The sequence below is a fragment of the Arthrobacter sp. P1_B11 genome (genome assembly GCF_056406715.1).
Map to the genome: position 1 here is coordinate 15,574 of NZ_JBFTZQ010000011.1, position 25,587 is coordinate 41,160.

Sequence of the window (25,587 nt, forward strand, 5' to 3'; positions counted from 1 at the left end):
GTTAACAAGTGCGCTGACCACATTTTCCCGCCGTGAATGCTGGAGGAGGCCGGGTCCAGATGGACCCGGCCTCCTCCGGTGCAACGCGGACACCGTCCGCTTATGCGGTGACTTCCTCGCCCCTTATCGATGACGTGAGGTCCTCCACCGCCCCTTGCATGTGCCACCTGATCGCCTGCTGAAGGCCCTCATGGTCACCGGCCTCCAGGAGATCCAGGAGCTTTTGATGCTCGTGCACGAGGACGTCCACCCGGGGATAGGCCACCTCGAGGTTGAGGACACACATTCTCGATTCCGCTGCCAAGGTCTCGTAGATCCTGAGCATGCGTGAATTCCCGGTACCAGCGACAAACGTCGTGTGAAATGCCATGTCCAGCTTGGCCAATTCCTGCCAGTTCGAGGAAGCGACATGTTTGGCCATGTCGCTGATGATTCCCTTGAGTTCTTTGCTGGTCTTTCGGATGACGGACTCTCCGGAGTTAAGCAGAATGGCTGCGCATGCCGACTCAACAGCCTCGCGGACCACATAGATCTCCTGTATGTCCTCCATTGAAAGCTCCAGGACAAAGACCCCGCGGTTCCGGTGACTTACCAGGAAGCCTTCCTGGGATAACCGCTGCAGGGCCTCCCTGACGGGACCGCGGGATGTTTTCAACTGCCCTGCCAGCACGGACTCATTGACCTGTTGCCCGGGCCGGAAGACGCCTTGGACGATGTGTTCGCGGAGCTGATTGGCAATGAGCTCCGCCGTGGGCCTGCCCTCCAGCACAAAAAGCCCATCTGATGCCGTCATTGACTTTCCCCCTCTCATTTCTCACTAACCGCCTACTAGGCGGGGATTGCGGTGTACTTGTATTCCAAGAACTCTTCGATGCCGACCTTGCCGCCTTCCCGGCCCAACCCCGACTGCTTGATACCACCGAAAGGTGCAGCGGGATTCGATACGATGCCGGTGTTAAGGCCGACCATCCCCACCTCGAGCGCTGCGGAAAAACGGAGCGCCTTGTCCACGTCCTGGGTGAAGACGTACCCCACGAGTCCCCATTGTGTGTCGTTGGCTAGCCGGATGACCTCATCCTCGCCGTCGAAGGACGTGATGGCCGCAACCGGTCCAAAGATTTCGGTGCGCATCAGCTCGGCATCGAGGGGAACATCGGTCAGGACGGTTGGCTCATAGAAGTAGCCGTTCCGGTCCGCCCGGCTTCCGCCGGTCAGGACACGGGCGCCCTTGGCGACGGCGTCGGCCACCAGACTTTCCACCTTGTCCAGACCGGCCTGCTCAATGAGGGGGCCCACCTCGGTTCCCTCCAGGGCACCATCTCCCACACGCAATTCTGACATCCTCTTCGAGAGCTTCTCGCTGAATTCAGTGGCAAGGGAGCGGTGAACGAAGAAGCGGTTGGCTGCGGTGCAGGCTTCCCCCATGTTTCGCATTTTAGCCTTCATCGCCCCGTCGACGGCCCGCTCTATGTCGGCGTCGGCCAAAACAATGAACGGGGCGTTGCCTCCCAGTTCCATCGAGGAGCGCATGACGTTCTCTGCGGCCTGGCGCAGAAGAATCTTGCCCACGTTAGTAGAACCGGTAAAGCTGACCTTGCGGGCGATGCCGCTGCTCATCCACGGTTCCACCACGCTGGAAGCTGTTGACGTGGTGACAACGTTGAGCACGCCATCCGGAAGGCCGGCCTGCTTGAAGATGTCCGCCAAAGCGAGCGACGTCAGGGGGGTCAACTCGGCAGGCTTGAAGACCATGGTGCAACCGGCAGCTACGGCCGGGGCGATCTTGCGGGCACCCATGGCCAGTGGGAAATTCCACGGGGTTACCAGAACGCATGGGCCTACGGGTTCCTTGGTGATGAGGATCCGGTTGTTTCCGTCAACGGTGGTGGTGTGGTCTCCGCCGATGCGCGCTGCCTCCTCCGAGAACCAGCGGAGGAATTCGGCGCCGTAGGCTACCTCCCCTTTTGCCTCGGCCAGCGGCTTGCCCATCTCGGCGGTCATGATGGCGGCCAAGCGTTCCGTGTTCTCAATGACGAGTTCGTAAGCCCGGCGCAGGATGTCGGCGCGCTGCCGGGGCGTCGACCTCGCCCATTCGGCCTGGACGCGTCCGGCAGCCTCGATGGCACGCGTGGCATCCTCGGCCCCACCATCGGCCACATGAGCAATCACTTCATGGGTAGCCGGATTTTCCACCGGAAAGGTCTCCGACGAACTGGCCTTCTGCCAGGCACCGTCAATGAAGAGGTCAGTGCGAAGAGTGGTGGGGTCAAAGGAGGGGCTCATGTCACGCTTTCAATGGTTGAAGGGAAAGTACGTCCGCCCGGGGCGGCTATGCGGATCGACGTCGAACGTTGGTCCGCAGGGGGTTGGAATCAGGGCGTGCCAACCTTGAGCGCCTGGGTAAATTTGGCGAGGCCGATCTGGATTTCAGCGCTGCTGACATTCAGGGCCGGGATGATCCGGATGACGTTTCCGTGCGGGCCGCAGGTGAGGAGCAACAGCTCTTCCTTGACGGCGGCCTGCTGGACGGCCAGTGCGGTGGCGGCGTCAGGCGTGTTGTCCGCGGACCTGAATTCCACCGCCTGCATGAGACCTCGTCCCCGGACGTCCCCGATTCCCACGATCTCCGTCTTGAGTTCCTCAAGGCCGGTGCGAAGCTCATCCCCGCGAAGGAGGGCGTTTGACACCAGGTTTTCGCGTTCAATGACAGCCAGGGTGGCGACGCCGGCAGCGGCGGCCACGGCGTTTCCGCCGTAGGTGCCGCCCTGCGAGCCTGGCCACGCCTTGCCCATCAGTTCCGCGGAGGCGGCGATGGCCGAAATGGGGAACCCGCTGGCGAGGCCTTTGGCAGTGATGACGATGTCGGGCGTGATGCCGGCCCAGTCGTGGCCCCAGAACTTTCCGGTCCGTCCTACGCCCGCCTGGACCTCATCGAGGATGAGCACAATCCCGTGCCGGTCAGCGCGCTCCCTCAAACCCTGCAGGAAGGCAGGGGGAGTGGGGATGTATCCGCCGTCGCCCAGGACGGGTTCGATGATGAATCCTGCCGTATCTGCCGGGCTGCTGATGCTCAGGAGGAGGTGATCCAATTCCTTCAGGGCGAAGGCAACTGCGGTTTCCTCATCCCATCCATACCGGTAGGCGTGGGGGAAGGGGGCAATGTGCACTCCACCCATGAGGGGAGAGAAGCCTGAACGGAACTTCGTGCCGGCCGTGGTGAGCGAAGCAGCGCCCACCGTCCGGCCGTGGAAGCCACCGTGGAAGGAGATGATGTTGGGCCGCCCCGTAGCCATGCGGGCGAGGCGGACCGAAGCTTCCACTGCCTCGGAGCCGGACGTGGCGTAGAAAACGCTGTCCAGCCCCGAAGGCAGGAATTCTCCGAGTTTTTCGGTGAGCTCAAGCAAGGGCTTGTGCATCACGGTGGTGTACTGGGCATGGACAATCTTGCCCACCTGCTCGCGTGCTGCCGCTACGACGTCGGGGTGGCAGTGACCTGTGCTGGTAACACCGATTCCAGTGGTGAAATCGAGGTACTTTTTGCCGTCGGTCGCGTGAATCCAGCTGCCGGCCGCGTGGTCTACCACGACTGGAGTGGCCTGCTTGAGGATGGGACTGAGAGTTGCCATGGCGTCATACTTTCGTAGGTTTTGTAGATTGTCAACAATTTGCGATCCCTTGGGAAGCTTCCCATGTCGGCTAACGGGGTCGGAACCGTTCGGGCCTGACGAAGTCGAGACCGCTGAAGGTTTGCTTCCCGAGGGCCTCATGGGCTGCGATTTCGCCGAACCCGGAGGCCATCTTGAAGCCCGCCCCGGAGAAGCCGGTGGCACCGTAGATCCTGCTCTTCTCCCTCAGCTGGCCAAGCAGCGCATGCCCGTCCGAGGTATAGAGGTCCGGAAACGCGTCTGAGCGGACGATATTGGGAACGAGTCCGGGGAAGAATTCCGTGACCGTCTCGGTGGTCTCCAGTATTTCGGCGGCCGTCAGCTCCCGAGGCAGGGAATCGGGGCCAGGTGTCGGTGACCCCCTGCCGTCCAGGGTCGCCTTGACGGTGACGCCGTCCACACTGGGCGCCCCGTACATAGACCGGTCCCCTGAGATGCGGATAAAGATGGGGAACCGCTCGGGTGAAAACTCTGCCGCATTCCGCGCAGCGAACCAGGTCAGATAGATCCGGTACGGCTCTGTGGCCTTCTGCAGGTACTCCGGCATGAGCCTCCGCGACCAGCCGCCGGAGGAGACAATGACGCTTTCAAAGGTCCAGGAATTCCCGCCAGACGTGATGATCACGCCGTCGCTGGTTTCCCGGATGCTGTCGATAGGGGTGTTGGGCAGGACGGTCGCTCCGTTGGCCTGGGCGGCAGCCACAGCTGCGGTCACCGCCCGTTCAGTCCACAGAGCACCGCCCCGCGGGTCGAAGACCGCGCAGTCATCGGGCCGGAGATTGTGCTGCGGGTAGCGATCGGCCATTTCCTCGCGGGTCAGGACCTCGTGGGCGGCCCCGGTCAGCCGGGTTGTTTCCAGAAGGTGGGGGATGTACGGGCCGTCCACCGTTCCGATGGAGAGCCCTCCGCAACGGGTCAGGATGTCCTGGCCCGATTCGGCCTCAAGCTCTGCCCAAAGGCGGTGCGAGCGTTCCAGGATGGGGTAGTAATCCGGTATTCCCCGATACAGCATCCGGAAGAGCCGCGTGTCCCCGCCGGCGGCGCTGCGGGCATGACCGGGGGACTGCGCCTCGAAGCCGACAACGTCGTCGGAGAGGCGGGAAGCTTGCCATAAGGCCATACTTCCGATGCTGCCGAGGCCAATGACTGCCAGTCTTCCGTCCATGCTCACAGCACCTTCTCCAGAAAAGCCTGCGTCCGGCGTTCCTTGGGATTGGAAAGAACGTCCCTGGCGTCGCCGCGTTCCACAACGAAGCCGTCATCCATAAAGATCAGGGAGTCAGCGACTTCGCGTGCAAAACCCATTTCGTGTGTGACCACCACCATGGTCATGCCCTTCTTGGCCAGGTCCTGCATTACGCCCAGCACCTCGCCCACCTTTTCGGGGTCCAGGGCACTCGTCGGCTCATCAAACAGCATGATCTCGGGGTCCATGGCCAGGGATCGCGCGATGGCCACGCGTTGCTGCTGCCCACCGGAAAGCTGCGCAGGGTAGTAGTCTCCGAACCTGTCGAGGCCAACATTGGCAAGCAACTGGTGGGCTTGCTTGCCAGCTTCCTTCTTGTCGCCGCGTTTCACCAGCACGGGACCTGCCATGATGTTTTCCCGGGCCGTCATGTTGGGGAACAGGTTGAACTGCTGGAACACCATGCCCACCCTGGTGCGCTGCTCGGCAAGCTTCTTGCGGCTCACCGCCATGTAGGCATGCTCCGTCTCGTAGTACCCGAAGTCCTCGCCGTTGACCTTGAGAACGCCCGAATCGACCGTCTCAAGACCGTTGATGCAGCGCAGCAACGTGGATTTTCCGGAACCGCTGGGTCCGATGATGCAGCAGATCTCACCGCTGGCTATTTCCAGGTCCACGTCCTTGAGGACCGTCTTGGGACCGAACGACTTTCGGATGCCCTTGGCAAGAATTGTTCCGTCGTCACTCATCGGGAGATACCTTCCGGTGCAGTCAAGATAACTTTCTTCGCCTTCCTGGGGAGCCGGGAGGCAGAGCGGGAGTATTTTTTCTCCAGCTGAGACTGGGGATAGCTCAGCACGAGCGTCATGACGAGATACCAGAGGCTGGCCACGATGAGCAGGGGTACGGTCTGGTAATTGCGTGCGTAGATCAGTTGGGCACTCTGGAGGAGTTCAGCAACGCCAAGGACGCTGACCAGCGAGGTTTCCTTGAACATTCCGATGACCTGGTTGCCTGTCGCGGGAATGATCGAGGGCATGGCCTGCGGAATGATGACCTTCCGCATTTTCATAGCGCTGCTCATCCCCAGCGAATCGGCCGCCTCGATCTGGCCCTTGCCCACTGACGAGAACCCGCCGCGGATGATTTCCGCCATGTACGCTGCCTCGTTCAGCGTCAGGCCGATGATCGCAGCAGTGATGGGCGCCATCAACGCGTTGACGTCGATCGCCTGCTGGATGTTGGTGAACGGTATCCCGATCGTCAGGTTGGGATAAAGAGCCGCGATATTGAACCAGAAGATCAGCTGTACCAGAACCGGGGTGCCTCTAAAGAAGGTGATGTATACCGCTGCTGTGGCGGCAACCGGCTTGACGCTTGAGGACCTCATGATGGCCAGTGCAAGCCCCAGGAGCGTTCCCAGCACCATGCTCACCACTGTCAGGGTGATCGTGAGCACCAAGCCACGAAGGATGCTTTCCTGGGTAAAGTACTGGGCAACAACGCCCCATTTGAAGTTGGGGTTGGTGGCAACGGAGAAGAGTATTCCCGCGCCCAACAGGCAGCACACACACCAGGCCACATATTCAAACGGGGTTCGGCGACGGAGCCTCGGCTTGTGTGCCACATTGATCTGGCTCATCTTGGTCTCATTTCCTTCGGAAATCAGGGATTGCATGGAGGCGCCCGTCAGTTGAGCTTGGCGTCGGTGATGCCTCCGCCGGTGAGGCCCCAGTTGTCGAGGGACTTCTTGTATTCAGGGCTGTCAAGGACGGACTGGACGGCCTTCTGAAGTGCAGGGGTCAGTGCAGATCCCTTTTTCAGGCCAACGGACACAGTGTCAACGGTGCGCGTGTTCACCTGCGGCGTCAGGACGGTGAAGGTGTTGGGCTGCTGCTTGTCTGCCCATGCCAGCGCGGTGGTGTCGTAGAAAACGCCGTCTACGCGCTTGGAGGCCAGCTGCGTGAGGGCGTCCTGGACGTTGGGCAGGACGACGCCGTTGATGGCGGGCTTGCCCTTGGAGGTGCAGGTCCATTCGGAGATGTGGGGCAGGTGCACGAGCTGCGAGTTCGAGCCCTTGGTGACGGCAATGTTCTTGCCGCACATGTCATCGTTGCTGATCTTCAGCGGGTTGCCGGCGGCCACCGCAACAGAGACTCCGTCGCTGAAGTAATTGATCATGTCCAGCACCTTCAGCCGCTCGGGGGTGGCGGACATGGTGGTGGCCGTGAAGTCGTAACGGCCGGCATCAATGCCGGGAATGATGGTGTCGAACGCGGTGTTTTCGAACTTCAGCTTGAGTCCGAGTTTTTTGGCCACGAGGCGGGCGATGTCAGGGTTGAGGCCGATCGGCGTCGTGTTGTCATCGGCGAGGAAGGTGGTCGGCGGGTAATGCAGGTCCATCGCGACCGTCAGTTCGCCCTTGTCCTTGATGACCTGGGGGAGCAGCTTCACCGCAGCCTCGTCCGTTGTGACGCCCTCGGAGATGTCAGCGGTATTGGACGTCTTTGAGCTCTCGGTGGACTGGGTCCCGGTGGCTGTTCCGCCACAAGCGCTCAGTGCCAACAGTACGGTGAGTCCTGCGGCAGCGGTGTGAACTTTGTTGCTGGTCTTCATGGTGTTTCCCTTCGAGTGGCTTACGCTCACGGTGATCCGCTGAAATGGTGCACTAAGTCCCAGGGCCGGTCAGAAGATTTCCCTTGCACCGGGATGCGGGGGCCGGCGCTGAGTGCTGGTCTTCCATGCTGATGTGTGATCTGGATCTCTCCGTCTCTAAATGCAATGCAACCACCTAAACTGCAGATTGTCGACAATTGACAGAATGTTTTTTGATTATTTTTTTGCCTGGTGCGGAACCGCGGTCCTTGGGTACTCAGGTCAGAGCAAACTGTTGACAATTGACAATTTTCGGCCCTAGAGTCGGAGTCATCGGGCAACGGAGTGCTGTGTACAGGGGAGAAAACCCGCCACCTCTGCATCGCGCCCAGAGAGACCGCAGCGGGCCGGAACGAGGCCCGGCTGACCACTTCAATGAACGGACAGATCATGGCAAACACCAACTTCCGGCCGGAGTACATCTCCTTCGATTGCTACGGCACCCTCATCAACTTCGAGATCGATTCGACTACCCGCCGCCTGCTCGCAGGTCGGTTGACTGAAGAGCAGTGGCCAGCCTTCAAGGCGATGTTCCGCGCTTACCGTTACGACCAGGTGTGCGGTGACTACTACGCCTACGAACAGGTTCTGCAGGATGCTTTTGACCGTGTGTGCAAGAGGTGGGGCCTTGAGCGCACCGAGGGTGCGGGTGCTCAGTTCGCTGACGCTGTTCGCAAGTGGGTTGCGCATGAGGACGTGCCGGCTCCACTGAAGACCATGGGCGAGAACTACAAGCTCGTTATCCTTTCCAACGCCGACACCAGCTTCCTAGACATCAGCGTTCCCAAGCTCGGCGCCGACTTCCACGCCATATACACCGCTGAGCAGGCCGGAGCCTACAAGCCCCGCTATCAGGCCTTCGAATACATGCTTGACCAGCTGAACGCTTCCCCTGAGGACTTCCTCCACGTCTCGTCGCACACCCGGTACGACCTGATGCCGGCGCACGACTTGGGCTTCACCAACACGGTCTACTTCGACCGTGGCTACGACCCCCACAGCCCTGGCTACAACTACACCACCGTGTACTCCCTCGACGAGCTCAACAAGCACCTCGGTCTGTAAACCGATCCCGAGGCGAAAGGTCACCCGTGAAACTCACCCCATACTGGCTGGACACTGCCGAACCGTCCGCGGATTACCGTCGGACTCCGGTCCCCGAGAATGTCGACGTCGCAATCATTGGCGCCGGATTTACCGGGCTCTCCGCTGCCCTCGAATTCGCCAAGCAAGGGGCGAGCGTGGCCGTCCTGGAACGGCACACCGTGGGCTGGGGAGCATCCGGCCGCAATGGGGGGATGGCAACAACGGGACTGGCCATTAGCTTCAACACGGCTGTAAAGCGCTACGGCGGCACCCGTGCGGTGGAGATGTTCAGGGAATACAACGATGCCATCGACACCATCGAGAAGCTGGTGCACGACAACGGCATCGACTGTGACTACAAGCGGTTCGGCAAACTCTCGCTCGCATTCCACCCGTCCCACTACGAGGGAATGCTGAAGTCCCAGGAGCAGCTGGCCACCCTGGCCGATTACCATGTCACGACGATTCCAAAGTCGGACATCCACAGCGAAATCGGCACGGATTTCTACCACGGGGCCATGCTGGACCCGCTGGGCGCCGGGCTCCACGTGGGAAAGTTTGTGCATGGGCTGGCCGGTGCCGCCGCTGACGCCGGGGCTGTGATCTGTGAGGATGCGGCCGTGACCGAGCTTAAGAAAATTTCGGGCACAGTTCACGATGTCCACACCACACGGGGGATCGTTCGGGCCAAGCAGGTCCTGGTGGCCACGAGCGGCTACACCGGCGGCGTCACTTCGTGGCTGCAGCGCCGCGTGATCCCGGTGGGTAGCTTTATCATCGCAACCGAGCCGCTGCCGGAGGACGTGGTGAACCGGATCCTGCCGAACAGGCGACAGGCCTCTGACAGCAAGATGCTGACGTACTACTTCCGGATCACCCCGGACAACAGGCTTCTGTTTGGCGGCCGTGCCAGGTTTGCCCTGTCCAGCCCGGATTCGGACGTCAAGAGCGGGGAGATCCTGCGCAAGGCCATGATCGAACTGTTTCCCTACCTTTCCAACACGAGGGTGGACTACACGTGGGGCGGCCTAGTGGATCTTTCCATGGACCAGATGGTTCACGCGGGCCTGCACGACGGCCTGTTCTACACCCTCTGCTACAGCGGCCACGGAGTTCAGATGGCGGCACACATGGGAAAGCGGATGGCCAGCTACATGGGCGGCGACAAGTCCGCAAACGTCTGGGAAGGCCTGAAGAACCCTCCCGTGCCCGGCCATTTCGGCCCGCCCTGGTTCCTGCCGTTCATCGGCGGGGCCGCAAAAATCATCGACCGGTTCAGCTAAGCAGGACAAGGACTTTCATGCTTCCCTACACAAGCGTCGCTGAAGCGCGCCCAAAAACAGCACCGGAAACAGCAGAGGAAACAGCCGACAGGCGCGTCAACTGTGCCGGTCTTCCGGGCGGCGCGTTCTTCGAAGGCCAATGGCAGACGGCCCACATGACCCTGGAAGTACGGGACCCGGAAGACGGTGCCCTGCTCGGGCGGGTGTGCACCTCCACGTCCCAGGACGTCCGCCGCGCAATAGCCCACATCCACCGCCATCTCCAGATTGACGAGTGGCCCCTCCGCGCCCGCCGGGAGGCGCTCGAAAAGGCAGCGCGGCTCCTCGCCGAACAGTCTGAGCGTTTCGCCACGATCATTGCTTCGGAAAGCAGCAAGACCATCACCGAGGCTGAGCGCGAGGTGCGGCGCTGCACCGAAACCCTGCGCCTCTCCGCAGCGGCGTCCGCAGAGCTCACGGGGGAGACCCTGGGCTTCGATGACAGCATGGCCGGCGGAAACAAGATCGGCTGGTACAGCCGGAAACCGGTGGGGATCATCGCGGCGATCACGCCCTTCAACGACCCGCTCAACCTGGTGGCACACAAACTGGGGCCGGCGCTGATCGGAGGGAACGGCGTCGTACTCAAACCCTCCAACCGCACGCCGCTCAGCGGGCTGGCCCTTGTCCAGCTGCTGCTGGAAGCCGGCGTCCCTTCGGGACGCATCGCCGCGATTGTCACCGGGCCCGGCGTTGCCGAAGCCCTGGTCACGGACGAGCAGATCGACCTTATTTCCTTCACCGGCGGTCCCCAGACGGCGGAACGCATTGCCGCGGCCGCCGGAGCCAAGAAGATCCTCTCCGAACTCGGCGGCAACAACGCCACCATCGTCTGCGCCGACGCAGATGCGAGAGGCGCAGCCGAGGCGATCGTGGCCGGAGCCTTTGGGGTGGCCGGCCAGAACTGCCTGTCCGTTCAGCGTGTGTACGTCCACATCTCGCTATTCGACGACGTCCTTGAGCACGTCACGCGGGGGACTAGGGCCCTGAAGGCCGGCCGGAAGCTTGACCGGGGCACCGACGTCGGACCGCTGATTTCCGAAGCAGAGGCCCGCCGGGTCGAGGAATGGGTGAGCGAGGCCAAGGCCGCGGGGGCCACAATCCATACGGGAGGGCAGCGCCGGAACGCACACTATGAGCCCACGGTTCTGACCGATGTGCCGCCGAAATGCCGTGTGATCCGCGAGGAAGTCTTCGGACCCGTCGTCAGCATCATGCCCTTCATCAGTGTCGGGGACGCTATCCACGCCGCCAACAGCTCCGACTACGGGCTCCAGGCCGGTGTCTTCACCCAGTCCCTGGACCAGGCGATTGCCATTGCCGATCAGCTCCACGTGGGCGCCGTAGTGATCAACGAAACCAGCGACGTCCGAATCGATTCGATGCCGTTCGGCGGATTCAAGAAATCCGGCGTGGGGCGCGAAGGCGTTCGCTACGCCGTCCACGAGATGACTGAACCCAAAAGCACCATCATCAACCTCCCAGAATCGGGGGCCCGCTGGCAACAGCTGCCCGCCCGCCTGCCAGAGCGGACGATTTCATGACCAGCCACAAGATCGCAGTCATCGCCGGCGACGGCATCGGCAACGAAGTCGTTCCGGCGGCCATCGAATGCCTGGAGCGGATCGCCGGGATCCACTCCCTCGAACTGGAGTTCACGTATTTCGACTGGGGGTCCGACTACTACTCCAGGCATGGACGGATGATGCCCGTTGACGGGCTCCAGCAGCTCGCCAAGCACCACGCGATCTTCCTGGGCGCGGTGGGCTCCCCGGACATTCCCGATACCGAGACGCTGTGGGGGCTCCTGATCCCGATCCGCCGTGAATTCCGGCAGTACATCAACCTCCGTCCGGTCAAAACGCTCGACGGCGTTACGTCACCTCTTGCGGCCGGGCATCCGATCGACCTCCTCATCGTCCGTGAGAACAACGAGGGCGAATATTCGGAAATCGGCGGCCGGATGTGCCGCGGCCTGCCCGAGGAAAGCGCCATGCAGACTACCGTCTTCACCCGGCTCGGCGTCCGGCGCGTCGCAAAGTTTGCCGCACTTCTGGCGTCGGCCAGGCGCGGACAGCTGACCTCCGCCACGAAGAGCAACGGCATTGTGCACACTATGCCGTTCTGGGACGAGGTTGTTGCGGAAACAGTCCGCGAGTATCCCGAGGTGACCCTCATCAGCGAACTGGTCGACGCACTGGCCGCACACCTGGTCCTGAAGCCCTGGACCCTGGACGTCATTGTCGCCTCCAACCTGTTCGGCGACATCCTTTCGGACCTGGGCAGCGCAGTGACAGGTTCCATCGGCCTGGCTCCCAGCGCCAACCTGAACCCGGAGGGCGAGTACCCGTCGCTCTTCGAGCCGGTTCATGGCTCTGCGCCGGACATAGCCGGCAAGGGCCTGGCAAACCCCGTGGGTCAGATCTGGTCCGGAGCAATGATGCTGGAGCACCTCGGACACCCCGAGGCTGCCGCTCACCTGCAGGCCGCGTTCGAGTCAGCCCTGCGGGACGGGTTCGGCACCCGCGACGTCGGCGGAACCTCTTCGACGTCGGAATTCACGGCCGCTGTCCTGTCCGCGATCGATGCCATTGCCGCGCACCAGGCAACCGCCGCCCAAATGGCGGCGCGGTGAAAGCATGCCCACAGTTGCCAAGGCCTACGTGGCCAACTCGGCCGCCTCGCCGCTGCAGCCCGGCATCATTGAACGCCGCGATCCCGGTGACTTCGAGCTGCGGATCGCCATCAAGTTCACGGGGATCTGCCACTCCGACATCCACACAGCGCGGGGCGATTGGGCAGGCGTCACCTACCCGGTGGTGGTTGGCCATGAAATCGCCGGGATTGTGGAGGCTGTCGGAGCGAAGGTGACCCGGTACTCACTAGGCGAACGCGTAGGCGTGGGCTGCTTTGTGGATTCCTGCCGCGAATGCGTGAGTTGCCTAGCAGGCGAGGAGCAATACTGTCTGGCCGGATCGACCAGCACCTACAACTCTGTGGGGAGGAACGGCCTGCCCACAGCCGGCGGCTACAGCACCAGCATCGTGGTGGACGAGAAGTACGTACTACGGATTCCGGAGGGCATTTCGCTCGAAGCCGCCGCGCCGTTGATGTGTGCCGGCATTACCATGTACTCGCCGCTGCGCAACTGGGGCGCCGGACCGGGGAAGCGCGTGGCCATCATCGGCATGGGCGGGCTCGGCCACATGGGCGTCAAGTTCGCAGCAGTCATGGGCGCGGAGGTCACTGTGCTCAGCAGGACTCTAAAGAAGGTCGAGGACGCGCTCCGCCTTGGGGCGAAGCACTGCCACGCGACCTCTGACCCGGCCACCTTCGAGTCCTTAACAGGCCAGTTCGATCTGATCATCAACACGGTCTCTGCCGATATCGAGGTGGACAAATACCTGTCCCTGTTGGCTCTGGATGGCACCCTGGTGCTCGTGGGGCTGCCCGCGGAGCCCCTGACGCAGCGTGCCTGGTCCCTGGCCAGTTTCCGGCGCAGCCTGGCCGGGTCCAAGATGGGCGGCATCCGGCAGACGCAGGAAATGCTCGACTTCTGCGCTGCCCACGGGCTCGGGGCCGAGGTGGAGGTCATTCCGGCCAGAAAGATCAACGACGCCTACGACCGCGTCATCGCCGGGGATGTGCGGTACCGCTTTGTCATTGACGCAGCCACGTTTTGAGCCGAGCTACGCCGGGATCAAATTAAACCGAAAATCCTCTTGCTATAACGAATGATTCTCATTTAGAGTGGGGAGCAGCAACTGTTGACAATCAACAATTTAGCTCGATGGCCCTGGGTTCCCGCGCAGGGCTCGGCCATCCAGGGCTCCCCGGGCCATTCCGCCCCTGAGTTGCCCCATCCCAGTCAAACCTCCAAAGAACGGACCACATCATGGCAAGCACCGACTTCCGGCCCGAGTACATCTCTTTCGATTGCTACGGCACGCTGATCAATTACCAGATTGAGCCGACCACCCGGCACATGCTTGCCGGCCGGGTGCCCGAGGAGCAGATGCCGGCCTTCATGCGGGACTTCCGCAACTACCGTTACGACCAGGTGTGCGGTTCGTACTACGCGTACGAGCAGGTCCTTCAGGACGCGTTCGACCGGGTCTGCAGGAAGTGGAACCTGGAGCGCACCGCGGACGCCGGGGCCCAGCTGGGTGCCGCGGTCCGGAGCTGGGGAGCCCACGATGACGTGCCGGCGCCGCTGAAGACCATGGGCGAGAACTTCAAGCTCGTGATCCTGTCCAATGCCGACACGAGCTTCCTGGATGGCAGCGTCCCGAAGCTGGGCGCCGAGTTCCACGCCGTGTACACGGCCGAGCAGGCCGGCTTCTACAAGCCCCGCTACCAGGCCTTCGAGTACATGGTGGAGCAGCTGAACGCCTCCCCGGAGGACTTCCTGCACGTGTCCTCCCACACCCGCTATGACCTGATGCCGGCGTTCGATCTCGGCTTCACCAACACGGTCATGCTGGACCGCGGCTACGACCCGCACAGCCCTGCCTACAACTACACCACCGTCAATTCCCTCGACGAGCTCAACAAGCTCCTCGGACTCTAAAGGTGTGCTCCGTTGGCGGGTTCGTTCGCTTCCATCCCAAGGAGGGGCGCCATGAGTCGTGAACAGAACGGCAGGGTGGCTCTCGTGACGGGAGGCAATCGCGGAATTGGGTTCGAGATTGCCCGGCAGCTGTCGAAGCACGGCCATCATGTCATTTTGGGGGCCAGGAACAAGGCCAGCGGCGAGAATTCGGCAGCGGAGCTCAGGAGGCTGGGATACTCCAGCTCCGCTGCCGAACTTGACGTCACAGACCGGGGCTCGGTCCGGGAGGCTGTTGCAGCGGCGATGACAGAGTTYGGCCGAATCGATGTGCTCGTCAACAACGCCGGCATCGCCATCGATGGGCCAAGCCACGTGCCGTCAGAACCTGATTTCGAGAAAGTACAAGCCACCCTTGACACCAATCTTTTCGGGAGCTGGGCGTGCGCGGCTGCTGTCTTGCCGCACATGCGGGCTGCCCGTTATGGGCGGATAGTAAACCTCACAAGCGGCATGGCATCTCTAGGGGTGACGTCTGAAGCAGAATCGCCCGCATACCGGATCTCGAAAACAGCGCTGAATATGCTGACTGTCGTCCTGGCGGCAGAGGTCCGCGGAGAAGGCATCCTGGTCAACGCGGCATCGCCCGGATATACGCAGACTGACATGAGTCCGAAGGCGACACGAACCGTGGAACTTGGCGCGGATACTCCCGTCTGGTTGGCCACGCTGCCCGCTGATGGCCCGTCGGGCGGCTATTTTTACGAGCGCTCACCCCTGCCTTGGTAATTGCCAAACCACAGTTCACAGGAGTCAAGACATGATGCGAAATGCCGAATCTTCTCTGGAGGTCCAGCCTCTCGGCGACAGGGGTGCTCTGGGCCAGGCACCGCCTGAGCCGCCACCGGGTATAGAGACGCCGGCGGTGTTTATTGACCTGGATGTCATCGATGCAAACATCCACCGCATGCAGGCCGCCCTGGGCAACAACGGAATCAGCTTGCGCCCGCACATGAAGTCCCACAAGAGTGTCCACCTGGCACGGCGTCAGTTAGAGGCCGGCGCAGTCGGCATTACGGTCTCGAGTGTTGGCGAGGCGGAGGTGTTTGCAGAAGCCGGATTTGACGATATTTTCCTCGCCTACACGGTCTGGGCAGGCAACTCTCGTCGCGCCCGGCGAATTCTTAACCTCCACGAGAAAGTCGGCTCATTCTCCATCGGAGTGGATTCGGTGGCCGGAGCACAACAGCTCGCCCTGGCGACTCAAGGATCGCCGCGCCCGCTGCGGGTGCTTGTGGAGATCGACAGCGGAGCTCACCGAACCGGCGTTCCACCACAGGAAGCCGGCGGTCTTGCCGCCGAATGCCTGCGTCTGCGCCTCGATGTAGCGGGGATTTTCACGTACGCCGGACACGCCGGCAAGTCCAGGGAGGCGCGCCCCGAAGGGGCCGCCGACGAGGTGCTTGCCGCCGAAGAGGCCATCGCGTCTTTCTCGGCCAGAGGAATACCGGTGGGCATTGTGAGCGCAGGCTCCACCCCGACAGCCCTCATCTCGTCCCGTGCGCCGATTACAGAGTCCAGGCCCGGTGAGTACATCTTCAACGATGCCGACAACGTACGCCTCGGGACCTGTGAGAGCCTCGCCGACGTCGGCCTCCTCGTCGCAACAACGGTGGTCAGTACAGCCGTGGACGGCCAGGTGATCATTGACGCCGGAACCAAGGTCCTCGGCAGGGAAGGCAACGCCGAGAAGGGTTTCGGGCTCGTCCCCTCCATTCCCGGCAGTTTGCTGCGCCTGCTGAATGAGCACCATGGATATCTTTCAATCCCCGATGGTGTTGTGCGCCCTTCCGTCGGCGACGTACTGACTTTGGTTCCCAATCACGCGTGCCCGGTAGCGAACCTCTTTGATGAGTATGTGGTGACGCAAGGGGGATCCGATACAGGCCGTTGGCCCGTGGATGCACGAGGCCATCTGTCATAGACGCAAAAGCATTATTCAGTGACTCCAACCGAGAAAAGATCGGAACTTAAGATGACCAAGACCATCCCTGCCATTGAAGGCGTGCAGCCTGGATCCGAGTCTTACTCGCAAGTTGTTGAGGCCAACGGGCTTGTTTTTCTTGCCGGACAAGTAGGAAGTGTCGGCGGCCGACCGGAAACGTACCCGGTCGATTTCGAAACAGAAGTCCGCGCCACGTTTGCGAGCGTGGAAAAGCTCCTGAGCGGTGTCGGGCTCGGGCTCGACGACGTCGTGCGGTGCGTCATCTACCTCACAGACTTCACAGACTTCGCCACCATGGACCAGATCTTCCGCGAAATCTTTCACACCAATCCGCCGGTCAGAGCCACCGTCGGTGTCGCAAGCCTGGCCCGTGACTGCAAGTTCGAAGTGGAGGTCACCGCAACCCGGTAGGCATCTGGACGCAGAATTGGACGTCGTCACCTTCATCAGTCGCGTTATTGGAGGAAGATGAGGTGAGTCCGGTGTGCGCGCTAAGCCTTTCCCCGCCGGCCGACTTGTTCCACGAGTTCCGTCAACCACGGCCGGTGCCCACGGTAAAACACCATCCCTTCGGGCAGCCCCTGAACCGATGGCACGGAATTGGCAATATCAATGGTGATCCGGCCCCCGGCCATGGGCGCGTTGGTGATGTGCAGGTCCCCATAGGCCTCCGGGAGTACGGGATCCATCCAGAACCCTCCGCGGGAGACATGGGTGTCGTACCTCATCAGGCTGGTCACCAGGAGGATTGGAGTGGTCGCTGCCCAGGCCTGCGGGGAGCACGCCGTCGGATAGGGCACGGGTTCGGCGAACTGGTTCCGGCTGAAACCGCAAAACAGCTCTGGCAGCCGGCCGTCCGAGTATTCGGCCGCCTCCAGCAGAGCCGTGGAGATCCGCTGCGCCTGCTCCACGAAGCCGTACCGCAACAGGCCAGCCGCGATGATGGCATTGTCGTGGGGCCAGACTGAGCCGTTGTGGTAGCTGGCGGGGTTGTAGGCGCCCATGTCGCTGGCCAGCGTCCGAACTCCCCAGCCGCTGAACATCTCCGGCGACATCAGCCGTTCGGCCACCAGGGGCGCCTTGTCCTCATCCACCAGGCCGGTCCATAGGCAGTGGCCCATGTTCGACGCACAGGCATCGACGGGCTCCTTGTCCCGGTCCAGCGCGATGGCGTAATACCCGCGGTCGGGCAGCCAGAACTTGTCGTTAAACTCTTCTTTCAGGTGCTTGGCGTGGTCCTTCATGTCCGTGGCGAGGGCACCGTCACCGGCGTCGTACGCCATCCAGGCACGCGTCATGTACGCGTCGTAGACGTAGGCCTGGACCTCGCAGAGCGCGATAGGGGGCTCCGCCAGACGGCCGTCGGCAAAGTTGATCCCATCCCACGAGTCCTTCCAGCCCTGGTTGATCAGACCGTGCTCGTTGAGGCGCTCGTATTCGACGAACCCGTCGCCGTCCTTGTCCCCGTAATCACGGATCCAGTCCAGCGCACGGTCCGCGTGGGGCAGGAGGGCGGCGATGGTGTCCCGCGCGAATCCCCAGCGGCTGACCGATCCGAGGACCAGCACGAACAGTGGGGTGGCGTCGACGCTGCCGTAGTACGTGGACTTGCCGCCCAGGGCCAAACTGCTGGAGACATCGAGCCGGACCTCGTGCAGGATCTTCCCCGGTTCCTCCTCGCTCATCGGGTCCACCACGGTGCCCTGGCGGTCTGCCAGCGTCTGAAGCGTCCCTAGGGCCAGGGACGGATCCACCGGCATGGCCATTTCCGAGGCCCACAGCGAGTCCCGGCCGAACAGGGTCATGAACCAGGGTGCACCGGCTGCCACCACCACACGGTCCGGGTGGTTCGGGTCCTCGATGCGAAGTGCTCCCAGGTCGTCGTAACTGCGTCGCAGGGTGCGTTCGATGGACCGGTTTCCCATCTGCAGCACCGGTATCTTTGCCACCCACTCCTGCCGACGCCTGTCCCGGGGAGACAGTTCGCTCCCGTCAGCATGGACGAACGACGGTGGGGGAGGACTTGCTACCTCGGTGCTGAGCACTGCAGTGAGGACCGTACTCCACTGGCTGTGCGGCGCGACGGACACGCGGTACGTCAGCGCGTCCCGCGTGACGTCGGCTCCAGGTGCCTGTACAAGAATGCCCTTCCGGACATCCTGCCAGACGGCCCGGATGGTCAGCGCATCACCGTCGACGTGCCGGGTTTCGTCCCAACGCCGCTGGATCCGCGCCTCCTTCACCTCAAAGAGGTCCGCGAAATCCGCCTCAACCTTCATGGAAATGACGCACTCGGCTGGCTTCATGGAGTAATTGCGCACAGTGACCTGCTCCTGAATGCCTGCCCCCACTTCCCGCAAGCGCTCCACGATCAACGGGCTGTCCGCATACCCATCCGCGCGTGGAACGCGCCCGGCAAACAATGCCCTGTACGGTTCCTTGGTCTCCGACGCCAGCGGCTCCAGCGGCTGATCATTGATAGTGAGGCTCCATCCGGACAGGATCCGGGTGTCCAGGTGGAAAACCCCGTGGGGATGTTCAGGATGGATGTCCCCGTTCGCTAGGGAGATGCAGAAGGACGATCCCTCGACCAAAGTGACCGTCCCGGCCCCTAACGGGCCAGCCGCAGTGTCAGCATTCCATCCAGCCATTCCGGCCTCCTCAGGAAACTAGCACCCGGCGTGTTGTAGCCCTTGGGTCATGCTGCTGCCGCCACCAATTTCTGCAACAGACGCTACGCTTGCTTGCTCCTGGAGGCCAGATGTCCGTTGGCTCGGCGACGGATTGAAACTTCACGCTTGGGAGCGGCAGCCGGCGTAGAAACGCCCCTTTATTCAGGGTTTCGCCGGGCCATTGACTCCCGGTTTGAACGGCCTACGATGAGGCTCGTCAGGACATTTCGAGGAGGAGATGTGTGATGTCGATTGCTGATGTTGAGCAGCTTGATGACCGCGGGATGGCCGCGTGGGACCAGCATGATGCGGCCGGATTTGCCGGCCTGTTGGCCGAGGATTTTACTTTTTCTGATATTTCCGCCCCGGAGCCCTTCCGCTCCCGAGACCAGGTCCAGTCCTACATGGAAGCCTGGTTTACGGCGTTTCCTGACATGCGTTCCAAGACCACCAACAGGGTGGTGAGCGATGACAAGGTGGCTGCGGAAATTGAATTCACCGGCACCAATACCGGGCCGCTGATGATGGGTGGCCAGGAGATCCCGGCGACCGGCAGAGCAGTGACGGGAACGGGCACGTACTTTGCCACCGTGAAGGACGGAAAGATCGCGACGTTCAGGGCCCACCCGGATGTGGCAGCCCTGATGGGTCAGTTGGGCCTGCTGCCAGGGACCTAAATGCACCGGGGGAGCTCTAGATGGTGTCCGGTATTTCGTGGATGCGATCCGGACGGCGTTCCCGGATATCACAGACAACTTGAGGCTCATGCAGCAGGTCGGCGCAATCCCTGAATAGTCCCTCACAGTGCGTCCGCGGCGGGACTGCCTTGTGCGGCAGTCTCCGTTGCGGAACGAGCAGGACTCCAGGAACTGAGGAGGGCGAGGCCTGCGGCCTCCGCTGCGCTCAGCACCACAGCACCCAGCCACAGCGAAACCGGCCAGCGGATGGCATCGGTCACCGCGAAGGTGACGAGCTGGCCCGTCCACAGCAGCGCCGCGGTTCCTGCGGTGATCGCGGGCAGCCGCCGGCGAAGCCAGGGTTCTGGCACCCGGGCAAGGAGCAGGTCAGCGACGACGGCGGCCACAGTGGCTCCCACTGCTCCGGCGATCGCAAAGGGGTGCAGGCCCACCATCACCACGGGCAGCCACGCCGCAGCGGCCACCAGCATGGTGACGACCCCGCGGGCAGGGCGCCTCGCCGCGGAGAGCGTGAAGAGGAACGGAGCGATGATCAGTGCCGTGGTCAGCAGGTAACTTGCCAGGGTGATGACCACCGGCATCTCCGACTGGTTGCGTCCGGGGCTGCCGAACGGCGTCGGGGTGAAGAGGGCCGTTGGCCCCGGCCGAACGAAGACGGAGACGTAAATCAGGAAGAACGCCCCCAGCCCGGTCATCAGTACGACGGCGAACAGCGCCGCCGGGGTCCACGCCACGTTCCCGCCGGGGCTGGCCGCCCGGGCGCTCCGGACGCCGGTGCCCAGGATGAGGAAGAGGCTGAAGCCCAGCAGCAGGTGGGTGGGGCTGACGAGGGCATCCAGCGAGACCTCGATGCCCAGGAGCTCGTGCCACAGCAGGTCCAGGCTGCCGGCGACAGCGAAGAGGACGAGCCCCACGACGGTTCCCCGGTAGCCGGCCGGAACAGCCTTCGCGAGAGGTTGCCCGGGCACCCGGTTGCGCCAGATCACGACGGCGGTCCAGGCCGCCGTCGCCAGCATGCCGGAGTAGAGGGCTGCGTGCCACGGCGTGAAAAACGTCTCCAGACTGGGCAGGTTCAGGTGTGCCCAGCCGTCCAGGAAGACTGCCAGCAGCAGCCACAGGCCCAGGAGCTCTGTGACGAGGTCGCGGAGTGCGCCCGCTCGTGTGTTGTGCGCCGAATCGAGCATCGTTGCCCACTTCCAGAAGCCATCAGGTGAGGGGATGGTACTGCTGCCGCGGGTGGCTCACAAGGCAAGAATGTCCAACGGCTCGGCGTCGAGGACTCACAGCCGCATACTCTCACGGAGCCTTCAAACGGAGATGAATCACCAGAATCTAATGCGGTTCAGAGCTGGTCGGATCACCACCGGCAATGAGGGTCCGCGGGCGCGCCCGTTCGAAGAGTTCGTTGCGGAACCCTCGTGTGGGGAAGACTGTTGCCGTGAGCAACTCTTCCCGCACCGGCCTCGCCGTGGCCGGCCTCAGCCTGGGCACATCGCTGAACCCCCTGAACTCGTCAATGATCGCCGTCGCCCTGGTGGTGCTGCGAGAGGATTTCAGGCTCGACGTCGCCACGGTCACCTGGGTGATCACCGCCTTCTACATCACCTCGGCCGCGGGCCAGCCGCTGATGGGCAGGCTTGCCGATAGGTTCGGGCCACGGAAGCTCTTCATGCTCGGCATGGCGCTGGTGGCGGTGACCTGTGCGCTGGCGCCCTTTTCGCCCAACTTCGTGTTCGTCTGCATCGCCCGCGCACTAATGGCGCTGGGGACGGCGACGGCGTACCCGAGCGCCGTCGTCATGGTCGGTGCGCTGGCCAGGCAGGCGAACTCAACCTCCACCCGGCCGCTGGGCCGCATCCAGATGGCCAACACATCCGGGGCAGCGGTAGGCCCGGTGGTGGGCGGTCTGCTGGTGAGCCTGGTGGGCTGGCAGGCGCTGTTCCTGATCAACGTGCCGCTGGCGCTGGCCGCCCTGCTTATCGTCCGGAAGGTCGCACCCGCGGACGAGCCGAGGGAGCAGGGCAGCGTTGCCACCCTGGTGCGCGACTCGGACATCCCCGGCATCCTCGCGTTCGTCGGCGCCATGGTGCTGCTGCTCATGGGGCTTCTGAATGCATTGCCCGGGTTCCGCTGGTGGCTGCTGGGCGGCGCCATGCTGCTGGCCGTGCTGTTCGCCTGGCGCGAGCTGAGCTTCGGCAGGCCGTTTCTGGACCTGCGGCTGCTCGGCAGGAACCGTCCGCTGCTGCTGGTGTACCTGGGCTTCACGGTGTTCAGCGGCGTCTACTACTTCGCATTCTTCGGCCTGCCCCAGCTGCTGCAGGAGGCCGCGGGCTACAACCCCGGCCTGGTGGGCGTGCTGATGCTGCCGCTCGCAGCCATGTCGGTAGTCATCACTCCGCTCGCGGTGCGCGCCATCGACCGGTTCGGTGTGCGGCGGGTGCTGATCGCCGGCGTCGTACTTCTGGCGGTGGCGGCAGCGGCACTCTGGCTGCTGACGGCGTCGTTCGCAATCCTGCTCGTGCTGGTGCTGACAGCGTTGATGGGCGTGCCGTACGGCTCAGTCAGCATCGCCTCCAACCAGGGGCTCTACCTCTCCGCCGCGCCGGAGGACAGGGGAGTGGCCGCCGGGATCTTCCAGACCTGCCGGTACGTCGGCGCCATCAGTGCCACCGTGATGATCGGCATCTTTTACGGCACCGGGGTGAACCAGGAGAACTGGGGCCGCATCGTTTTGGTGATGCTGGTGCTGAGCGGAGTGACGTTCGTGGTGTCGCTGCTGTGGCGGGAGCGCAAGGCGGCGTAGGGAGACAGAAGTTGGCTTAACGCCAGCCGGGTCGTGCCCGGTCGATGCAGCCGCGCAAAGCCGGTCAGGTACCGGCAGCCACCATCACCGGCTCGCCGTTCAGATACTCAAGCTGCCAGCCGTCAATGGCATGGTGGTGGGCCAGGTTGAGCACGGCGTTGTCGATGCTTGGCAGGGTGCGGCCGATGGCGCGGCTGAGGCTCACGCGGATGAGCGTGCCGTGGGCGACCACCAGGACGCGGCGGCCGCGGAACTCCTCAGCCAGCGCTTCCAGGGAGGCCAGCCCGCGGCTGGCTGCCTCGTCCTCGCTTTCTGCGCCGCGGAAACCATCGGGGATGCGAAGTCTGTCCAGTTCAGGACCGTCCTGCAGGCCCTCCGCGGGTCCGAAGCTGCGCTCGGTGAGCTCCGGCACCCGCCGGGCTACGCTGAGCCCGAGCCCGGCGGCGATCAGGTCGGCGGTTTCCGCGGCACGGCTTAGGGGCGAGGACACGATCGCATCCCACTCGTAGCCGGACAGGGCGGCGACGGCGTCGCGCGCCTGGCCGCGGCCGACGTCGTTCAGCGGAATGTCGGTGGATCCCTGCAGCCGGCGCTGTGCATTCCAGTCGGTCTGGCCATGGCGGACGAGGGCGAAGGTCGTAAGGGTCATGGTTTCCATTCTGCCTTGACGTCGGCAGGCTTCCCGCCATCTTCCGCCAGCCGGCAGGCCGACGGCGGCAGTTACCAGTGCGAGCATGGAACCGGGGTCCTGCGGCCGGGTTCCGGCTACTGGGCGGAGCGCCGGTTCCGCGCCTGGCGCACCAGCCGGCTGAAGGCAAAGACGAAGACGGCCTCGATCAGCACCATCAGTCCAAGCAACGGCCACTGCCCCTTGGCGGTGAACACAATCGCGCCGGTGAGGACCAGCACGGTTCCAAGGACCAGGGCGTACACGGCGAACCCGAAGGCCACCTTTGCACTGCGCACGCCGGTGCGGAAGCCAAAGCCCAGTGGCTGGCCTCCGGGTAGTCCCGCGACGCGGTCGGGGCCTGCGGGTTTGAGCCGGTCGAACTCTTCCCACGGGTCCCGGTCCTCATGCTGATCGGTCATGCTTCCATTATCCCGCGCAGCCGGAGGCCCCGGGTCGGCCGGGGCTGGGCCCAGACCTTGGTCGACCAGGGACGCGGATGTGTCCACGTGCGTTACGTTTATGCCGCCAGCCTGCTCTGGACCTCCGCTTCGTCCTGCGGAGCCCGGGTGGCGGCCAGCCGTTTCGCCAGGTACTTGGCTTCCCGGCACACGCCGGGAAGGGTTTCCGATGCTGCCGCGAGCGACTGCCGCAGGGGAGGGGAGTCTCTCGGGTCTGCCGGCTAAACTGTCGGCAGCAGCCTGGTCCAGGGGCACTGCAGTCCCGCGTGGATTAGCTCAAGGCCGGCTCATACGATTCGAGAGATCTCGACGGCTTCACCGCTCACGATAATCCCGCCGGACGGAGGAATGTCGACAGTGAGCACGCTTGCGCGGCCGACATGGCTGCCCTGGTGCAGTACGACGCGGCTGGGCGGCTTCACGAGTGAAAGCATTTGGAGGTATCCGCCGAAGGCAGCGGCAGCCGAACCGGTCGCCGGATCTTCGGTGATGGTGCCCACCGGGAAGAGGTTGCGCGAGTCGTACTCGCCCGGTCCAATCTCGCAGAGCGTCGTGACGGTGCCGGCCCAGTTCTGGGCATCCATCAGCGTGCGCATGGGATCTGGGTCGAAAACGAATGAGTCAAACGTCTGTCGTTCTGCGAAGACGAGAATGGGATGCCAGTTACCGGCAAAAGCGATCATCGGAGGGTACTCAGGGTGGAGTTCGTCCTGGCCCACGCCGAGCAAGTCGAGCAGGGTGGTCAGAACAGCGTCGGGGAACTCGGCTACTCGCGGCTCAACGCTTGTGAAGCATGCCGTCACCGCTGCGCCCTTGCCTGCAGTCTCGATCGTGACAGGTCCCACCGCCGTGTCGAAGATAAAGGTCCCCGTGCCGTCACGCCCTGACAGCGCGACGGCCAAAGCGATAGTGGCATGGCCGCAAAACGGCACCTCGGCAATCGGGGAGAAGTACCGGACACGGTTTCGGCGAAAGTCTCCGTCAACCGTCGGCTCGGTGACAAAGACCGTTTCCGCATATCCGATGTCGGCCGCGATGGCCTGCATCCGGGCGTCGTCGAGGCGGGTTGCATCCAGGACAACTCCCGCCGGATTTCCGCCGTCGGGGGTGGTGGTAAAGGCGGCATAACGCAGTACTTCCGTGGTCGGTTCCATTCCGTCATCGTCGCACAGCGTCCGGCCCCTGACCGTCAACGCTGGCCCGGCATGGCCAGCTCGGTCAGGGGGTTGTTCCCCGGGGTCCGGGGGAGGGACGATGATTCCATGCTTCCCGAGGAGCGGTTCCACGCGCTGGCGGACGAATTCAGGGCCAGCCCAGGGGTAATGGTGCCGGGTGAACCGGGACGCCGAGGGTTCGGTTCGTCCGCACTGAAGGTCAACGGCTCGATTTTCGCGATGATTGCCGGAAACCGGCTTGTCGTGAAGCTGCCACATGATCGCGTCACCGCGCTGATCGGGTCCGGGGCCGGTGAACCGTTCGACGCCGGCAAGGGCCGGGCGATGAAGGAGTGGCTTACCGTCACTGCCGACGATGAGGAGTCATGGCTGTCCCTGACCCGTGAAGCCCTGATCTTCGTGGGGTCCGCGCACCATTCCAGCCGTGGATAACCCGGACCCCAGCTCCGGACAGCGGTCAGCCGATCCGCTCGGCCAGGGACACGATGATCCCCTCCGGACCGAGCACATACACCATGCGCCAGACGTGCTCGTACTGACCGATGTCGCCTACAAGCCCGTAGCCGTACGCGGCCAGTCCGTCGGGCGGCCGCAGCATGGCGTTCTTGAAGTCAACGATGTGCGGCATGGGCCCTACTGGTCA

At 63.2% G+C, this 25,587-nt stretch carries 25 protein-coding genes; 12 read left to right on the top strand and 13 right to left on the bottom strand.

What is annotated here, in order from left to right; all coding sequences use genetic code 11:
• Nucleotides 1-100: 100 nt before the first annotated feature.
• The 7 genes from AC1D14_RS11275 to AC1D14_RS11305 form a co-directional block, all read right to left on the bottom strand.
• Nucleotides 101-793 carry a GntR family transcriptional regulator gene (locus tag AC1D14_RS11275; RefSeq protein WP_476968492.1) on the bottom strand — a complete coding sequence of 231 codons (693 nt, stop codon included), beginning with the start codon at nucleotides 791-793 and terminating at the stop codon, nucleotides 101-103.
• Nucleotides 794-828: 35 nt separating this feature from the next.
• Nucleotides 829-2,283, bottom strand: coding sequence for an NAD-dependent succinate-semialdehyde dehydrogenase (locus tag AC1D14_RS11280; protein ID WP_476968493.1), 1,455 nt, complete (start codon nucleotides 2,281-2,283; stop codon nucleotides 829-831).
• Nucleotides 2,284-2,372: 89 nt separating this feature from the next.
• Entirely contained in the window at nucleotides 2,373-3,626 is a 1,254-nt protein-coding gene (locus AC1D14_RS11285; protein WP_476968494.1) for an aspartate aminotransferase family protein, read from the bottom strand.
• A 70-nt stretch (nucleotides 3,627-3,696) separates the two neighbouring features.
• A complete protein-coding gene (gene solA / locus AC1D14_RS11290; RefSeq protein ID WP_476968495.1) occupies nucleotides 3,697-4,830 on the bottom strand; it encodes an N-methyl-L-tryptophan oxidase in 1,134 nt (377 codons plus the stop codon).
• 2 nt (nucleotides 4,831-4,832) lie between these two features.
• Nucleotides 4,833-5,600, bottom strand: coding sequence for an amino acid ABC transporter ATP-binding protein (locus AC1D14_RS11295; protein WP_476968496.1), 768 nt, complete (start codon nucleotides 5,598-5,600; stop codon nucleotides 4,833-4,835).
• Complete coding sequence (locus AC1D14_RS11300; protein ID WP_476968497.1) at nucleotides 5,597-6,493, bottom strand: amino acid ABC transporter permease; 897 nt, start codon at nucleotides 6,491-6,493, stop codon at nucleotides 5,597-5,599. The genes AC1D14_RS11295 and AC1D14_RS11300 overlap by 4 nt, the downstream gene beginning before the upstream one ends.
• 47 nt (nucleotides 6,494-6,540) lie before the next feature.
• Nucleotides 6,541-7,467 (bottom strand): ABC transporter substrate-binding protein, encoded by a 927-nt coding sequence (locus tag AC1D14_RS11305; RefSeq protein ID WP_476968498.1) that lies wholly within the window; start codon nucleotides 7,465-7,467, stop codon nucleotides 6,541-6,543.
• A 429-nt stretch (nucleotides 7,468-7,896) separates the two neighbouring features.
• On the opposite strand from AC1D14_RS11305, the gene AC1D14_RS11310 reads away from it, so the two are divergent.
• The 9 genes from AC1D14_RS11310 (at nucleotide 7,897) to AC1D14_RS11350 (ending at nucleotide 16,879) form a co-directional block, all read left to right on the top strand.
• Nucleotides 7,897-8,571: a haloacid dehalogenase type II gene (locus AC1D14_RS11310; RefSeq protein ID WP_476968499.1), complete on the top strand. Its 675-nt coding sequence runs from the start codon at nucleotides 7,897-7,899 to the stop codon at nucleotides 8,569-8,571.
• A gap of 26 nt (nucleotides 8,572-8,597) precedes the next feature.
• Nucleotides 8,598-9,875 carry an NAD(P)/FAD-dependent oxidoreductase gene (locus AC1D14_RS11315; protein WP_476968500.1) on the top strand — a complete coding sequence of 426 codons (1,278 nt, stop codon included), beginning with the start codon at nucleotides 8,598-8,600 and terminating at the stop codon, nucleotides 9,873-9,875.
• A 17-nt stretch (nucleotides 9,876-9,892) separates the two neighbouring features.
• Entirely contained in the window at nucleotides 9,893-11,458 is a 1,566-nt protein-coding gene (locus AC1D14_RS11320; RefSeq protein ID WP_476968501.1) for an aldehyde dehydrogenase family protein, read from the top strand.
• Nucleotides 11,455-12,549 (top strand): tartrate dehydrogenase, encoded by a 1,095-nt coding sequence (locus AC1D14_RS11325; protein WP_476968502.1) that lies wholly within the window; start codon nucleotides 11,455-11,457, stop codon nucleotides 12,547-12,549. Before AC1D14_RS11320 ends, AC1D14_RS11325 begins: the two co-directional genes overlap by 4 nt.
• 4 nt (nucleotides 12,550-12,553) lie before the next feature.
• Nucleotides 12,554-13,597 (top strand): NAD(P)-dependent alcohol dehydrogenase, encoded by a 1,044-nt coding sequence (locus AC1D14_RS11330; RefSeq protein WP_476968503.1) that lies wholly within the window; start codon nucleotides 12,554-12,556, stop codon nucleotides 13,595-13,597.
• A 212-nt stretch (nucleotides 13,598-13,809) separates the two neighbouring features.
• The gene (locus tag AC1D14_RS11335) at nucleotides 13,810-14,484 is read left to right on the top strand and encodes a haloacid dehalogenase type II (protein ID WP_476968504.1); all 675 of its coding nucleotides are present in this window, start codon (nucleotides 13,810-13,812) and stop codon (nucleotides 14,482-14,484) included.
• Nucleotides 14,485-14,535: 51 nt separating this feature from the next.
• A complete protein-coding gene (locus AC1D14_RS11340) occupies nucleotides 14,536-15,252 on the top strand; it encodes an SDR family oxidoreductase (RefSeq protein ID WP_476968505.1) in 717 nt (238 codons plus the stop codon).
• A gap of 31 nt (nucleotides 15,253-15,283) precedes the next feature.
• Nucleotides 15,284-16,447: an alanine racemase gene (locus AC1D14_RS11345; protein ID WP_476968506.1), complete on the top strand. Its 1,164-nt coding sequence runs from the start codon at nucleotides 15,284-15,286 to the stop codon at nucleotides 16,445-16,447.
• A gap of 51 nt (nucleotides 16,448-16,498) precedes the next feature.
• Entirely contained in the window at nucleotides 16,499-16,879 is a 381-nt protein-coding gene (locus AC1D14_RS11350; RefSeq protein WP_476968507.1) for a RidA family protein, read from the top strand.
• Nucleotides 16,880-16,959: 80 nt separating this feature from the next.
• Here AC1D14_RS11350 and AC1D14_RS11355 read toward each other — a convergent pair whose 3' ends face one another.
• Nucleotides 16,960-19,119: an amylo-alpha-1,6-glucosidase gene (locus tag AC1D14_RS11355; protein WP_476968508.1), complete on the bottom strand. Its 2,160-nt coding sequence runs from the start codon at nucleotides 19,117-19,119 to the stop codon at nucleotides 16,960-16,962.
• Nucleotides 19,120-19,385: 266 nt separating this feature from the next.
• Here AC1D14_RS11355 and AC1D14_RS11360 point away from each other — a divergent pair, with 266 nt between their 5' ends.
• Nucleotides 19,386-19,817 (top strand): ester cyclase, encoded by a 432-nt coding sequence (locus AC1D14_RS11360; RefSeq protein ID WP_476968509.1) that lies wholly within the window; start codon nucleotides 19,386-19,388, stop codon nucleotides 19,815-19,817.
• Nucleotides 19,818-19,939: 122 nt separating this feature from the next.
• Here the strand turns inward: AC1D14_RS11360 and AC1D14_RS11365 are convergent, their stop codons facing one another.
• A complete protein-coding gene (locus tag AC1D14_RS11365) occupies nucleotides 19,940-21,022 on the bottom strand; it encodes a hypothetical protein (protein ID WP_476968510.1) in 1,083 nt (360 codons plus the stop codon).
• A 254-nt stretch (nucleotides 21,023-21,276) separates the two neighbouring features.
• On the opposite strand from AC1D14_RS11365, the gene AC1D14_RS11370 reads away from it, so the two are divergent.
• Complete coding sequence (locus AC1D14_RS11370; protein ID WP_230117421.1) at nucleotides 21,277-22,641, top strand: MFS transporter; 1,365 nt, start codon at nucleotides 21,277-21,279, stop codon at nucleotides 22,639-22,641.
• A gap of 64 nt (nucleotides 22,642-22,705) precedes the next feature.
• Here the strand turns inward: AC1D14_RS11370 and AC1D14_RS11375 are convergent, their stop codons facing one another.
• The 3 genes from AC1D14_RS11375 to AC1D14_RS11385 all read right to left on the bottom strand — a co-directional run bounded on the left by AC1D14_RS11375 (nucleotide 22,706) and on the right by AC1D14_RS11385 (nucleotide 24,923).
• Complete coding sequence (locus AC1D14_RS11375) at nucleotides 22,706-23,290, bottom strand: histidine phosphatase family protein (protein WP_230117420.1); 585 nt, start codon at nucleotides 23,288-23,290, stop codon at nucleotides 22,706-22,708.
• Nucleotides 23,291-23,406: 116 nt separating this feature from the next.
• The gene (locus AC1D14_RS11380) at nucleotides 23,407-23,730 is read right to left on the bottom strand and encodes a hypothetical protein (RefSeq protein ID WP_230117419.1); all 324 of its coding nucleotides are present in this window, start codon (nucleotides 23,728-23,730) and stop codon (nucleotides 23,407-23,409) included.
• A 326-nt stretch (nucleotides 23,731-24,056) separates the two neighbouring features.
• Nucleotides 24,057-24,923, bottom strand: coding sequence for a PhzF family phenazine biosynthesis protein (locus AC1D14_RS11385; protein WP_230117418.1), 867 nt, complete (start codon nucleotides 24,921-24,923; stop codon nucleotides 24,057-24,059).
• 108 nt (nucleotides 24,924-25,031) lie between these two features.
• On the opposite strand from AC1D14_RS11385, the gene AC1D14_RS11390 reads away from it, so the two are divergent.
• Nucleotides 25,032-25,376 carry a TfoX/Sxy family protein gene (locus tag AC1D14_RS11390; RefSeq protein ID WP_230117417.1) on the top strand — a complete coding sequence of 115 codons (345 nt, stop codon included), beginning with the start codon at nucleotides 25,032-25,034 and terminating at the stop codon, nucleotides 25,374-25,376.
• 25 nt (nucleotides 25,377-25,401) lie between these two features.
• On the opposite strand, the gene AC1D14_RS11395 is transcribed toward AC1D14_RS11390, so the two are convergent.
• Nucleotides 25,402-25,572, bottom strand: a complete 171-nt coding sequence (locus AC1D14_RS11395; RefSeq protein ID WP_230117416.1) for a VOC family protein — start codon at nucleotides 25,570-25,572, stop codon at nucleotides 25,402-25,404.
• Nucleotides 25,573-25,587 lie beyond the last annotated feature (15 nt).

Excerpts from the sequence above, each read along its gene's own strand:
- AC1D14_RS11275 (WP_476968492.1), bottom strand. The coding sequence starts at position 793 with ATGACGGCATCAGATGGGCTTTTTGTGCTGGAGGGCAGGCCCACGGCG.
- AC1D14_RS11310 (WP_476968499.1), top strand. The coding sequence starts at position 7,897 with ATGGCAAACACCAACTTCCGGCCGGAGTACATCTCCTTCGATTGCTAC.
- AC1D14_RS11345 (WP_476968506.1), top strand. The coding sequence starts at position 15,284 with ATGATGCGAAATGCCGAATCTTCTCTGGAGGTCCAGCCTCTCGGCGAC.
- AC1D14_RS11390 (WP_230117417.1), top strand. The coding sequence starts at position 25,032 with ATGCTTCCCGAGGAGCGGTTCCACGCGCTGGCGGACGAATTCAGGGCC.
- AC1D14_RS11385 (WP_230117418.1), bottom strand. The coding sequence starts at position 24,923 with ATGGAACCGACCACGGAAGTACTGCGTTATGCCGCCTTTACCACCACC.
- AC1D14_RS11320 (WP_476968501.1), top strand. The coding sequence starts at position 9,893 with ATGCTTCCCTACACAAGCGTCGCTGAAGCGCGCCCAAAAACAGCACCG.
- AC1D14_RS11380 (WP_230117419.1), bottom strand. The coding sequence starts at position 23,730 with ATGACCGATCAGCATGAGGACCGGGACCCGTGGGAAGAGTTCGACCGG.
- AC1D14_RS11300 (WP_476968497.1), bottom strand. The coding sequence starts at position 6,493 with ATGAGCCAGATCAATGTGGCACACAAGCCGAGGCTCCGTCGCCGAACC.
- AC1D14_RS11285 (WP_476968494.1), bottom strand. The coding sequence starts at position 3,626 with ATGGCAACTCTCAGTCCCATCCTCAAGCAGGCCACTCCAGTCGTGGTA.
- AC1D14_RS11360 (WP_476968509.1), top strand. The coding sequence starts at position 19,386 with ATGTCGATTGCTGATGTTGAGCAGCTTGATGACCGCGGGATGGCCGCG.
- AC1D14_RS11335 (WP_476968504.1), top strand. The coding sequence starts at position 13,810 with ATGGCAAGCACCGACTTCCGGCCCGAGTACATCTCTTTCGATTGCTAC.
- AC1D14_RS11325 (WP_476968502.1), top strand. The coding sequence starts at position 11,455 with ATGACCAGCCACAAGATCGCAGTCATCGCCGGCGACGGCATCGGCAAC.
- AC1D14_RS11355 (WP_476968508.1), bottom strand. The coding sequence starts at position 19,119 with ATGGCTGGATGGAATGCTGACACTGCGGCTGGCCCGTTAGGGGCCGGG.
- AC1D14_RS11375 (WP_230117420.1), bottom strand. The coding sequence starts at position 23,290 with ATGACCCTTACGACCTTCGCCCTCGTCCGCCATGGCCAGACCGACTGG.
- AC1D14_RS11395 (WP_230117416.1), bottom strand. The coding sequence starts at position 25,572 with ATGCCGCACATCGTTGACTTCAAGAACGCCATGCTGCGGCCGCCCGAC.
- solA (WP_476968495.1), bottom strand. The coding sequence starts at position 4,830 with ATGGACGGAAGACTGGCAGTCATTGGCCTCGGCAGCATCGGAAGTATG.
- AC1D14_RS11330 (WP_476968503.1), top strand. The coding sequence starts at position 12,554 with ATGCCCACAGTTGCCAAGGCCTACGTGGCCAACTCGGCCGCCTCGCCG.
- AC1D14_RS11365 (WP_476968510.1), bottom strand. The coding sequence starts at position 21,022 with ATGCTCGATTCGGCGCACAACACACGAGCGGGCGCACTCCGCGACCTC.
- AC1D14_RS11350 (WP_476968507.1), top strand. The coding sequence starts at position 16,499 with ATGACCAAGACCATCCCTGCCATTGAAGGCGTGCAGCCTGGATCCGAG.
- AC1D14_RS11295 (WP_476968496.1), bottom strand. The coding sequence starts at position 5,600 with ATGAGTGACGACGGAACAATTCTTGCCAAGGGCATCCGAAAGTCGTTC.
- AC1D14_RS11280 (WP_476968493.1), bottom strand. The coding sequence starts at position 2,283 with ATGAGCCCCTCCTTTGACCCCACCACTCTTCGCACTGACCTCTTCATT.
- AC1D14_RS11305 (WP_476968498.1), bottom strand. The coding sequence starts at position 7,467 with ATGAAGACCAGCAACAAAGTTCACACCGCTGCCGCAGGACTCACCGTA.